The 12352-nt window shown below is 64.2% G+C and carries 10 protein-coding genes; 8 read left to right on the forward strand and 2 right to left on the reverse strand.

Annotated features, from left to right (window positions below):
- Nucleotides 1-186: 186 nt before the first annotated feature.
- From BC358_RS13310 to zapE, 4 genes are all read left to right on the forward strand, one after another.
- A complete protein-coding gene (locus BC358_RS13310; protein WP_066154231.1) occupies nt 187-3063 on the forward strand; it encodes a 2-oxoglutarate dehydrogenase E1 component in 2877 nt (958 codons plus the stop codon).
- Between the two features lie 89 nt (nt 3064-3152).
- Nucleotides 3153-4415, forward strand: coding sequence for a 2-oxoglutarate dehydrogenase complex dihydrolipoyllysine-residue succinyltransferase (gene odhB / locus BC358_RS13315; protein ID WP_066154228.1), 1263 nt, complete (start codon nt 3153-3155; stop codon nt 4413-4415).
- Nucleotides 4416-4478: 63 nt separating this feature from the next.
- Nucleotides 4479-5906, forward strand: coding sequence for a dihydrolipoyl dehydrogenase (gene lpdA / locus BC358_RS13320; protein WP_079366174.1), 1428 nt, complete (start codon nt 4479-4481; stop codon nt 5904-5906).
- 13 nt (nt 5907-5919) lie between these two features.
- Nucleotides 5920-7017, forward strand: coding sequence for a cell division protein ZapE (gene zapE / locus BC358_RS13325; protein WP_079366175.1), 1098 nt, complete (start codon nt 5920-5922; stop codon nt 7015-7017).
- 32 nt (nt 7018-7049) lie between these two features.
- Here zapE and BC358_RS13330 read toward each other — a convergent pair whose 3' ends face one another.
- Nucleotides 7050-7808, reverse strand: coding sequence for a PP2C family serine/threonine-protein phosphatase (locus BC358_RS13330; protein WP_066154221.1), 759 nt, complete (start codon nt 7806-7808; stop codon nt 7050-7052).
- 91 nt (nt 7809-7899) lie between these two features.
- Complete coding sequence (locus BC358_RS13335; RefSeq protein WP_079366235.1) at nt 7900-8703, reverse strand: outer membrane protein assembly factor BamD; 804 nt, start codon at nt 8701-8703, stop codon at nt 7900-7902.
- A 62-nt stretch (nt 8704-8765) separates the two neighbouring features.
- On the opposite strand from BC358_RS13335, the gene BC358_RS13340 reads away from it, so the two are divergent.
- From BC358_RS13340 to ndk, 4 genes are all read left to right on the forward strand, one after another.
- Nucleotides 8766-9761, forward strand: coding sequence for an RluA family pseudouridine synthase (locus tag BC358_RS13340; protein ID WP_256861503.1), 996 nt, complete (start codon nt 8766-8768; stop codon nt 9759-9761).
- A 142-nt stretch (nt 9762-9903) separates the two neighbouring features.
- Nucleotides 9904-10560, forward strand: a complete 657-nt coding sequence (scpB, locus tag BC358_RS13345) for an SMC-Scp complex subunit ScpB (RefSeq protein ID WP_079366176.1) — start codon at nt 9904-9906, stop codon at nt 10558-10560.
- Nucleotides 10529-11806: a pseudouridine synthase gene (locus BC358_RS13350; RefSeq protein ID WP_079366177.1), complete on the forward strand. Its 1278-nt coding sequence runs from the start codon at nt 10529-10531 to the stop codon at nt 11804-11806. The genes scpB and BC358_RS13350 overlap by 32 nt, the downstream gene beginning before the upstream one ends.
- Before the next feature lie 112 nt (nt 11807-11918).
- Nucleotides 11919-12344 carry a nucleoside-diphosphate kinase gene (ndk, locus tag BC358_RS13355; protein ID WP_066154216.1) on the forward strand — a complete coding sequence of 142 codons (426 nt, stop codon included), beginning with the start codon at nt 11919-11921 and terminating at the stop codon, nt 12342-12344.
- Nucleotides 12345-12352 lie beyond the last annotated feature (8 nt).

Raw genomic sequence — 12352 nt, forward strand, 5'->3', positions numbered from 1 at the left:
TTCCTGAGCTGCTGCGAACATCCCCGGCATTCGATTTGCCGGCAGGTGCTCGTGGTGGCACAATCGCAGGCTGCAGTCAGGTCCTTCCAAAGTCACTGTCGCATCCGCCAACCGGTTCAGCCGTGTCGCGGAAGGTTGTTTTAACCAGCTAATGTTTCCCAGAGGGAAACGGAGGTCAGCGGATCAATGAGCGAGACGAACGTCTACGTTGCCTACAAGGGCAACTCGTATCTCTTCGGGGGCAATGCCCCTTACGTCGAAGAGATGTACGAAAAATACCTGGAGAACCCGGGCAGCGTGCCAGACAACTGGCGCGGCTACTTCGATGCCCTGCAGCACGTCCCTGCCGTTGACGGCACCGACGCTCGCGACGTTCCCCACCAGCCCGTCATCAACGCATTTGCCGAGCGCGCCAAGCAGGGCGGAACCAAGGTGGTCATGGCCGCCGGTGCCGACTCCGACCTGGGTCGCAAGCGCGTGGCTGTGCAGCAACTCATTGCCGCCTACCGCAACGTCGGCTGCCGCTGGGCCGACCTTGATCCGCTCAAGCGCACCGAGCGCGAAAACATCCCCGAGCTTGATCCTTCGTTCTACGGTTTCACAGACGCGGATTTCGAGACCGTCTTCAACACCAGTAACACCTATTTCGGCAAGGAAGTCATGTCCTTGCGCGACCTCATCAACGCGCTGCGCGAAACCTACTGCAGCAGCGTCGGTGCGGAATACATGTTCATCAGCGACCAGGCGCAGAAGCGCTGGTGGCAGGAAAAGCTGGAGTCCATCCGCTCCAAGCCGTCCTTCAACGCCGAGAAGAAGAAGCACATCCTCGACCGCCTGACGGCGGCCGAAGGGCTGGAGCGTTTCCTGCACACCAAGTACGTCGGCCAGAAGCGTTTCTCGCTCGAAGGTGGTGAGAGCTTCATCGCCGCCATGGACGAGTTGATCCAGCAGGCCGGTGCACAGGGTGTGCAGGAAATCGTGATCGGCATGGCCCACCGCGGTCGCCTGAACGTGCTGGTCAACACCCTGGGCAAGATGCCCAAGGACCTGTTCGCCGAGTTCGACCACACCGCCCCCGAGGACTTGCCCGCTGGCGACGTGAAGTACCACCAGGGCTTCAGTTCCGACGTGACCACCCCCGGCGGTCCGGTCCACCTCTCTCTGGCCTTCAACCCCTCCCATCTGGAAATCGTCAACCCGGTGGTCGAGGGCTCGGTGCGCGCGCGCATGGACCGCCGAGGCGATCCGCTGGGCAAGCAGGTGCTGCCGGTGCTGGTGCACGGCGATGCCGCTTTTGCCGGCCAGGGTGTGAACCAGGAAACCCTGGCGCTGGCCGCGACCCGTGGCTACACCACCGGCGGCACGGTGCACCTGATCATCAACAACCAGATCGGTTTCACCACCTCCGACCCGCGCGACCTGCGCTCCACGCTGTACTGCACCGACATCGTCAAGGGTGTCGAGTCGCCGGTGCTGCACGTCAATGGTGACGATCCGGAAGCCGTCGTGCTGGCTACCCAGCTGGCGCTGGAATACCGCATGACCTTCCGCAAGGATGTGGTGGTGGACATCATCTGCTTCCGCAAGCTGGGTCACAACGAACAGGACACCCCAAGCCTGACCCAGCCGCTGATGTACAAGAAGATCGCTCAGCACCCCGGCACGCGCAAGCTGTACGCCGACAAGCTGGCCGCCCAAGGTCTGGGCGAGGCCCTCGGTGACGACATGGTCAAGGCCTACCGCGCCGCCATGGACGCCGGCAAGCACACGGTCGATCCGGTGCTGACCAACTTCAAGAGCAAGTACTCGGTCGACTGGTCGCCGTTCCTGGGCAAGAAATGGACCGACCAGGCCGACACCGCGATTCCGCTGGCCGAGTGGAAGCGCCTGGCCGAGAAGATCACGACCATCCCCGCCACCGTTACCCCGCACCAGCTGGTCAAGAAGGTGTACGACGACCGCGCGGCCATGGGTCGTGGCGAGATCAACGTGGACTGGGGCATGGGCGAGCACATGGCCTTTGCATCGCTGGTCGCTTCGGGCTATCCGGTGCGCCTGTCGGGCGAGGACTGCGGTCGCGGCACCTTCACGCACCGCCACGCCGTGATCCACGACCAGAACCGCGAGAAGTGGAACGAAGGCACCTATGTGCCGCTGCAGAACGTGGGTGAGGGCCAGGCCCCGTTCGTTGTCATCGACTCCATCCTCTCTGAAGAGGCTGTGTTGGGCTTCGAGTACGGTTACGCCGGCTCCGACCCGAACACGCTGGTGGTCTGGGAGGCCCAGTTCGGTGACTTTGCCAACGGCGCCCAAGTGGTGATCGACCAGTTCATCGCTTCTGGCGAAGTGAAGTGGGGCCGTGCCAACGGCCTGACGCTGATGCTGCCGCACGGCTACGAAGGCCAGGGGCCCGAGCACAGCTCGGCGCGCGTCGAGCGCTTCATGCAACTGGCGGCCGACACCAACATGCAGATTTGCCAGCCCACCACGGCCAGCCAGATCTTCCACCTGCTGCGTCGCCAGATGGTGCGCAACCTGCGCAAGCCGCTGGTGATCTTCACGCCCAAGTCCCTGCTGCGCAACAAGGACGCGACCTCCCCGCTGTCCGAGTTCACTAAGGGTGGTTTCCAGACCGTGATCCCGGAGCAGAACGAGGCGGTGATCAAGAAGGCCGACAAGGTCAAGCGCGTCATCTGCTGCTCGGGCAAGGTCTATTACGACCTGGTCAAGAAGCGCGAGGAGAAGGGTGCAGACGACGTGGCCATCATCCGTGTCGAGCAGCTCTATCCGTTCCCGCACAAGGTCTTCGGCGCTGAACTCAAGCGGTTCCCGAACGCTACCGACATCGTGTGGTGCCAAGACGAGCCGCAGAACCAGGGCGCCTGGTTCTTCGTGCAGCACCAGGTGCATGAGAACATGCTCGAAGGCCAGAAGCTGGGTTACGCCGGCCGTGCGGCTTCGGCCTCGCCGGCCGTGGGGTATGCCCACCTGCACCAGGACCAGCAGAAGGCCCTCATCGAGGCCGCTTTCGCCAAGCTCAAGGGCTTCATCCTCACAAAATAGTCGTTCCGGCGTTGTGAGCCCCGCGCCCCGGCCCCGTGCCGGGGCAGCCCTTGGGCCCCGCCCCTCGAAACATTCCAGGTAGAACAAACATGGCAATCGTAGAAGTCAAGGTTCCGCAGCTCTCCGAATCCGTGGCCGAAGCCACCCTGCTGCAGTGGAAGAAGAAGGCCGGCGAAGCCGTCGCCGCCGATGAGATATTGATCGAGATCGAGACCGACAAGGTCGTGCTCGAGTGCCCGGCGCCCGCCGGTGGCGTGCTGGTCGAGATCGTGCAAGGCGACGGTGCCACCGTGGCCGCCGACCAGGTCATCGCCAGGATCGACACCGCCGCTGTGGCCGGCGCCGCTGCTCCGGCAGCCGCCCCCGCACCGGCTGCGGCTGCTCCCGCACCAGCCGCCGCGGCCCCTGTGGCCGCTGCTTCTGCCAGCAAGGCCGGTGTGGCCATGCCCGCCGCCGCCAAGCTGATGGCCGACAACGGCATGGCCCCTGGCTCCGTGGCAGGCACAGGCAAGGACGGTCGCGTCACCAAGGGCGACGTGCTGGCCGCCGCCAGCGCTCCCAAGGCCGTGGTTGCTGCTCCTGCCGCCATTCCTACCGGCGCGCCCACCAAGGTGCTGCCGCAGGTGGCGGTGGTCGCGCCCGACCTGGGTGACCGTCCGGAAGAGCGCGTGCCGATGACGCGCCTTCGTGCCCGCGTGGCCGAGCGCTTGCTGCAGTCGCAGTCGACCAACGCCATCCTGACCACCTTCAACGAAATCAACATGGCCCCGGTCATGGAGATGCGCAAGAAGTTCCAGGAGAAGTTCGAGAAGGAACACGGCGTCAAGCTCGGCTTCATGAGCTTCTTCGTCAAGGCGGCCGTGCACGCCCTCAAGAAGTTCCCGATCCTCAACGCCTCGGTGGACGGCAACGACATCGTCTACCACGGCTACTTCGACATCGGTATCGCCGTCGGTTCGCCACGCGGTCTGGTGGTGCCCATCCTGCGCAACGCCGACCAGATGAGCTTCGCCGACATCGAGAAGAAGATCGCCGAGTTCGGCCAGAAGGCCAAGGACGGCAAGTTGGGCATCGATGACATGACCGGTGGCACGTTCTCCATTTCCAACGGCGGCACCTTCGGCTCAATGATGTCCACTCCCATCATCAACCCGCCGCAGTCGGCGATCCTGGGCGTGCACGCCACCAAGGACCGCGCCATGGTCGAAAACGGCCAGGTCGTGGTGCGCCCGATGAACTACTTCGCTATGTCCTACGACCACCGAATCATCGACGGCCGCGAAGCCGTGCTGGGTCTGGTGGCCATGAAGGAAGCGCTGGAAGATCCGGCCCGCCTGCTCTTCGACATCTGATCGAACCGTGACTTTGCAGACGCCCCTTCGGGGGCGTTTGTCCAACCCCATTCAGGAACAAACATGTCTCAAGCATTTGACGTCGTCGTGATCGGCGCCGGCCCCGGCGGCTACATCGCGGCCATCCGCGCCGCCCAGCTGGGCTTCAAGGTCGCGTGCATAGACGAGTGGAAAAACGCTGCCGGCGGTCCCGCGCCCGGTGGCACCTGCACCAATGTCGGCTGCATTCCCTCCAAGGCTCTGCTGCAATCTTCCGAGCATTTCGAGCACGCCAACCACCACTTTGCCGACCACGGCATCAGCACCGGCAAGGTGACAATGGACGTGGCGAAGATGGTCGGCCGCAAGGACACCGTCGTGAAGCAGAACAACGACGGCATCCTCTACCTGTTCAAGAAGAACAAGGTCACTTTCTTCCACGGTCGCGGCTCTTTCGTGGCCGCCGCCGATGGTGCCTACCAGATCAAGGTGGCGGGTGCCGCCGAAGAGGTGATCACTGGCAAGCAGGTCGTGGTGGCTACCGGCTCCAACGCCCGTGCCTTGCCAGGCGTGCCGTTCGATGAAGAGTTCATTCTTTCCAACGACGGTGCGCTGCGCATCGGTGCCGTGCCCAAGAAGCTGGCGCTGATCGGCTCCGGCGTGATCGGCCTGGAAATGGGCTCGGTCTGGCGCCGCCTGGGGGCGGAGGTCACCATCCTCGAAGGTTTGCCGACCTTCCTGGGCGCGGTGGACGAGCAGATCGCCAAGGAAGCCAAGAAGGCCTTCGACAAACAGGGCCTGAAGATCGAGCTGGGCGTGAAGGTCGGCGAGATCAAGACCGGCAAGAAGGGCGTGAACGTCGCCTATACCAACGCCAAGGGCGAAGCGGTGTCGCTGGACGCCGACAAGCTCATCGTCTCCATCGGCCGCGTGCCCAACACCATTGGCTTGAACGCTGAAGGAGTGGGCCTGCAGCTGGACGAGCGCGGCGCCATCGTGGTCGACGGCGACTGCAAAACCAACCTGCCGGGCGTCTGGGCGGTGGGCGATGTGGTGCGCGGCCCGATGCTGGCGCACAAGGCGGAAGAAGAGGGCGTGGCGGTGGCCGAGCGCATCGCCGGCCAGCACGGTCACGTCAACTTCAACACCATCCCCTGGGTCATCTACACCAGCCCGGAAATCGCCTGGGTCGGCCGCACAGAGCAGCAGCTCAAGGCCGATGGTGTGGCGTACAAGGCCGGCACGTTCCCGTTCCTGGCCAACGGTCGTGCGCGCGCACTGGGCGACACGACCGGCATGGTCAAGTTCCTGGCCGACGCCAAGACGGATGAAATCCTGGGCGTGCACATCGTGGGCCCGATGGCTTCCGAGCTGATCTCCGAAGCCGTGGTTGCCATGGAGTTCAAGGCCAGCGCCGAAGACATCGCCCGCATCTGCCACGCGCACCCCTCGCTGTCGGAAGCGACCAAGGAAGCGGCTCTGGCTGTGGACAAGCGCACCCTGAACTTCTGACACAGGTTCGCCCTTGTCGGTCCGCGCCACCTACGAAGCCGAGCTGAAGCAGCGCGGCTACACCACCGACCCCGCCCAGCAGCGTGCCATTGACGCGCTGGAGCGGTGTGCCGCCGAATGGACGACGTACAAGCAGCGCCGTTCCAATGCGCTGAAGAAGATGTTCGTCAAACCGGAGATTCCGCGCGGGGTCTACATGTTCGGTGGGGTGGGGCGCGGCAAGAGCTTCCTGATGGACTGCTTTTTCAATGCAGTCCCGATCAGGCGCAAGACGCGGCTGCATTTCCATGAGTTCATGCGGGAAGTGCACCGCGAGCTGCGCGACCTGCAGGGAACGGTCAATCCGTTGGACGAGCTCGGGCGTCGCATCGCCGAGCGCTACAAGCTGATCTGCTTCGACGAGTTCCACGTGGCGGATGTGACCGACGCCATGATCCTGCATCGCCTGCTGGACGCGCTGTTCAAGGCGGGAGTGGGCTTTGTTACCACATCCAACTTCCATCCCGATGGCCTGTACCCCAATGGCCTGCACCGCGACCGCATCCTGCCGGCCATCGAGCTGCTCAAGCAGAAGCTGGAAGTGATCAATGTCGACAACGGAACCGACTACCGCCAGCGCACGCTGACGCACATCGAGCTCTACCACTGCCCACTGGGCGAGGCAGCCGATGCTGCGATGGACAAAACCTTTGGCGAACTGGCCGAGGCGCACGACGAGGACCCGGTGATGCACATCGAGTCGCGCGAGATCCATTCCAGGCGCCGGGCGGGTGGCGTGATCTGGTTCGACTTCCAGACGCTCTGTGGTGGTCCACGTTCGCAGAACGACTACCTGGAAATCGCCTCACAGTTTCATACGCTGCTGCTGTCCAATGTGCCGCAGATGGCGGTGCGCCAAGCATCGGAAGCGCGCCGTTTCACCTGGCTGATCGATGTGCTTTATGACCGCCGTGTCAAGCTGGTGATGTCGGCTGCGGTGTCGCCTGAGCAGCTCTACACCGATGGCCCGATGGCACACGAATTCCCCAGGACAGTTTCGCGCCTGGGAGAGATGCAGTCAGCCGAATATCTGGCGCTGGCGCACCGGACCGTCGATACCGGGCTGACGTGATCAGCCCGTTCAGGCTCCAGGTGTTGCGCCGATCAGGTCAGCGGATCGAGTTTGACGATGGTCAGCGACAGGTTGTCACCAGAGCCCTTGGCCCGGGAGCGGGCTTTCTGGATCAGGAACTCGCAGGCCTCGCGGGGCGAGAGCATGGCCACTGTGCTGGCGAGCTCGTCCGGCGTGAAGTAGTGCCACACGCCGTCGCTGCAGGCCATGATCGCGTCGCCGGGCCCCAGTTGCGGGATCACATGCAGGTCCACAGGGGGATCGCTGTCGGTACCCAGACAACCCATCAGGATGTTGGAGTGCGGATGGTCCAGTGCCTCTTCCTCGGTGATCTCTCCCTGGTTGACCAGCGACTGCACGTAGGAGTGGTCCATGGTGCGGAACACCATCTTGCCGTTGCGGAAGTGGTAGATCCGTGAGTCGCCAGCATGCACCCATTGGCTGCTGCCACCGGGGGTGAGCAGGAACGCGGCAATCGTGCTGTGGGGCTCCTGCTCGGCCGACACGGCGGTGAGCTTGATCACAAGGTGCGATTCTTCAACAACTTGCCGCAGCATGGCCGCAGGATCGTCGGTGTCCGGGTCGTAGCGCTCGAACAGCTGGCGCGAGGTCAGCATCACCTGGTCCGACGCTTTTCTGCCGCCGCTTCGGCCACCCATGCCATCCGCCACCACCGCCAGCAGGCAGCCGCTTTCGCGGGGATGGTGCAGCAGGCAGACCTGATCCTGCTGGTAGTCGCGGTCACCCCGATGGATGCCGGTTGACGCATGGATGCGATAGCCTTTGGTCATGGGAGAACGTCTTTTTGAGCGGGCGGGCTGCCCACACTGGTCCGCATGGTAACCACTAATTTTTCAGCCTACTGCTGCTGGCAGCGTGGCGTCACCAGAGCTTCCACCACGGCTTGCCGCCGATGCTCTGCGTGCGACCGAGGTAGGCGCTGTTCGGGAAGCTGGATTGAAGCACCCGTCTGGCGTCGTCACGCAACTGGGTCATTCCGAGTGCGTCGTAGCTGCTCACGAGAATGGCCAGGGCTTCTTCCAGGGCCGGTGCCTTGGGGTAGTCGGTGATGGCGGTTTGCGCGCGGTTGATGGCCGCGAGGTACGCACCACGGCTCATGTAATAGCGGGCCACATGCACTTCCGACTGTGCCAGCGAGTTGACAATGTGGGTCATGCGCGCTCGGGCATCCGGTGCATAGCGCGAGTCAGGGAAACGGGTGACCACCTCGCGCAGCGCCTCGAACGACTCCTTGGCCGCTTTCTGGTCGCGTTCGGAGAGGTCCTGCTGGACGAGCGAGCCAAGAAGACCGAGGTTTTCGTTGAACGTCACCAAGCCCTTGAGGTAGAGCGCATAGTCCAGCGCAGGGCTGGCCGGATGCAGACGCAGAAAGCGCTCGATGGTGGCCAATGCCTGGGCCTGCTCGCCAGCCTTGTACTGCGTGTAGGCCTTTTCGAGCTGGGCCTGCTGGGCCAGAGGCGTGCCGGCCGCGCGTCCTTCGAGCTTCTCGTACAGGCCGATGGCCTTTTCGTAGTTGCCCGCGTTGCGCTCGTCCATCGCCTCGCTGTGGATCTTGTTGGGGCTCCAGTCCTTGGTCGGGTCCACGGGAGTGGAGCTGCAGCCCGAGAAGCTCAGCGCGGCGGCAACGGCACACAGGGGCACGACCGATAATCTCGAACGAGGAATCACACGCTTACCTTCACAACTGGAACACCGGATTGGCTGCAGAAATTATATCGACGGGGGGGGTGAACGGACCCGGCGCGACCGAGGTTGAAGTCGACGCCGCCGATGTGCTGGCGGACACCGAGGTGCGCGACCTCCCTGTGCCTGCAGACATGCACGGTTGTCGCATCGACAAGGCGCTGGCCACCCTGGTGCCCGAGCTTTCGAGGTCGTACCTCCAGCAGCTGATGGCGGAGGGTGCGGTGTCGCTGGATGGCCGGCTGGCCGCCAAGCCCTCGGCGCGATTGGTGGCTGGCGGTCGGCTCCGGGTCGAATTGCGACCCACGCAGCAGGCCATGGCCTTTGTGGCACAGTCCATGGCGCTGGACATCGTCTACGAGGACGAGGACCTGATGGTGATCTGCAAGCCGGTGGGGCTGGTGGTTCATCCTGCGGCCGGCAACTGGACCGGTACGCTGCTCAACGGGCTGCTGGCCCACCACCCCGGCGCCGCCAGCTTGCCGCGCGCCGGCATCGTGCATCGGCTGGACAAGGACACCTCCGGCCTGATGCTCGTGGGCAAGAGTCGTCGTGCGGTAGATGGTCTGGTGCGGGCGATCGCTGCGCGCGGGGTTCAGCGCGAGTACCTGGCCATCGGTCATGGCCGTTGGCGGCGAGACGAGCTGTGTGAGGTCGACCAGCCGGTAGGGCGCGACCCGGCCAACCGTTTGCGGATGGCCGTTCTGCGCCAAGACAGTACCGCAGGCAAGCCGGCTCGCACGACGTTCAGGGTGATGGATACCGTCGATCAGGCGTGCCTGGTGGCTTGCAAGCTTCACACCGGCCGAACGCACCAGATTCGGGTGCACATGGCCTGGCTTGGTCATCCGCTTGTGGGCGATGCGCTGTATGGTGGTCGCGTGGCGTGGGGCATGCAGCGGCAGGCGTTGCACGCAGCGCGCTTGCGTCTGAGCCATCCGGTGTCGGGTGCCGAGCTGGGCTTTTCCAGCGCAGTACCAGCCGATTTCCGGGCCGCCTTGGACGCCGCGGGGCTCCGTTACAATGAAGGCGATCTGTAGACCCGGTTTCAACAGCCCTCAGGGCCTTTGAAGCGTCGCGTCCATCCCCGATTCCTGTAGCACTCGGTCAGTCCTGCGCGACGCCCGCTGCCGCTGTTGCGGCTTTGTCAGGACCCCCATTATTCATTTTCAGGCACCACCGATGAACACTTCGGATGCCCGGCGCGTCGTCGAGACGGCCCTGATCTGTGCGCCCCAACCCTTGTCCATCAGGGAGCTGGGCGTGCTGTTCGATGGAGAGGTGTCGGCCGACACACTCAAAACCCTGTTGACGGACCTGCAGGCCGAATGGACTGGTCGAGGCGTGGAGTTGGTCCAGGTGGCTTCCGGTTGGCGCTTCCAGAGCCGTCCTGAGTTGCGACCTTTCCTGGACCGGCTGCACCCTGAGAAGCCACCCAAGTACACGCGGGCGGCCATGGAAACACTGGCGATCATTGCCTACCGACAACCCGTGACGCGGGGCGACATGGAGGACATTCGGGGCGTGACCATCAACTCCCTGATCCTCAAGCAGCTGGAAGACCGGGGCTGGATCGAGGTCATCGGCCACCGGGAAACCGTCGGGCGGCCCGCGCTGTTTGCCACGACGCGCCAGTTTCTGGACGACCTCGGCCTGTCGTCGCTTGATCAGCTGCCGCCGCTGGACAGCAGCGAGGTTCAGGAGTCCGCTCTGGGGCGGCTGGACTTTGACGCCTTGGGCGGCAGCACCCCGGAGCAGGCGGGAGAGCCCGTTGAATCCCAGACATCCGAACTTTTTCAGGAACAGCATGAACATGGTGCCCCCCCGACAGCCGAATGAAACCGCTCTGGACGAAGGTCAGGCTGCATCGCCTGCCGGGTCCGTGCCCGCGTCTGCGCCCGCCGCGGCCCCGGTTTCCGGCAGTATGGCCTTTGATGATGTGGTCAGCGGGGCATTTGATGCCGTGCAGGAGCAGGACCTGCCTCTCCCTTCCAAGCGCGTGCTGCAGCCCGAGGCCGACTCCCCCAAGCTCCACAAAGTGTTGGCCCAGGCGGGGCTGGGTTCGCGGCTGGAGATGGAGCAGCTGATTCTGGAGGGGCGCATTTCCGTCAATGGTGAACCGGCGCACATCGGTCAGCGCATCCAGTACGGGGACACCATCAAGGTCAATGGCAAGCCGGTGCGTGTTCGCATCGCGCCACCTCCGCCGCGGGTACTCGCTTATCACAAGCCCGCTGGCGAGGTGGTGACACACGACGACCCGCAGAACCGGCCCACGGTATTCCGCCGCCTGCCCCGTCTGCAGACCGGCAAGTGGCAGTCCGTGGGACGCCTGGACCTCAACACGGAGGGGTTGCTGCTGCTCACGAACTCCGGCGAGCTGGCCAACCGGCTGATGCATCCCCGGTTCGGATTGCAGCGGGAATACGCCGTGCGCGTGCTGGGCGCGTTGTCCTCTGAAGAAAAGCAGCGCCTTCTCGATGGGGTGAGGCTCGATGACGGGATGGCCCAGTTTGCGTCCATCGAGGAGGGGGGCGGTGAAGGGGCCAATTGCTGGTACCGGGTGACCATCGCCGAAGGTCGCAACCGCGAGGTGCGTCGCATGTTCGAGGCGGTGGGTCACGCCGTCAGCCGCCTGATTCGCATCCGCTATGGCGCCATGATGCTTCCGCGGGGGCTCAAACGAGGTGTCTGGCTTGAACTGGATCATCGGGACATTGAGCGTCTGACCACCGCGGCCGGTATGCCGCAAAGCGGCGAGGGCCCGGCCTCTGTCCGTGACACCGGTGGGCGTGGCAGGCACTTTGGAAAGGGGCCCCGACCCGACGGGAAGGGCGGCGGAGCTCGCGCCGGAGCGTCCTTTGCCAAGGACGGCAAGCCTGCCGGGGCTGGTGCGAGGGGCTTTGGAAAGAGTCCTGGCAAGGCACCCGCCAAGGGTGCCGGGGCGGGCGGACAGCCGGACCCCATGAAAACCTCGTATGGATACATCGGGCAGGACTCGCTGCAACGGCGCAGGGAGCGCGACGCTGCACGCGACAAGATGCCGCAGAAGGGCCGGAAGCCAGGGCGGTCCGGAGGGCGCTGAGCCCGGCGTGCCCCTGAGGGCATCGGGTGTGTTGACATGGGCGCGATGTAGAATCAAGGGCTTTGCCGCAAGGCGCACGATTTCTATTTCATAACCTGCTCCAAGGACCATCATGGCCATCGAACGCACCCTCTCCATCATCAAGCCCGACGCTGTTGCCAAGAACGTCATCGGCCAGATCTACGCCCGTTTCGAAGCAGCCGGCCTGAAGGTTGTGGCCGCCCGGATGGCCCACCTGTCGCAGCGCGAAGCCGAGCAGTTCTACGCCGTGCACAAGGAGCGTCCGTTCTTCAAGGATCTGGTGAGCTTCATGATCTCCGGCCCCGTGATGATCCAGGTCCTGGAAGGCGAAGGCGCCATTCTCAAGAACCGTGACCTGATGGGCGCCACCGATCCCAAGAAGGCCGCCGCCGGCACCATCCGCGCCGACTTCGCCGACAGCATCGACGCCAACGCCGTGCACGGCTCCGACGCCCCCGAAACCGCTGCCGTGGAAGTGGCTTTCTTCTTCCCCGGCATGAACGTCTACTCGCGCTGATTGCGGGC

The sequence above is a fragment of the Hydrogenophaga sp. H7 genome, from assembly GCF_002025745.1.
Classification (GTDB): Bacteria; Pseudomonadota; Gammaproteobacteria; order Burkholderiales; family Burkholderiaceae_C; genus Hydrogenophaga; species Hydrogenophaga pseudoflava.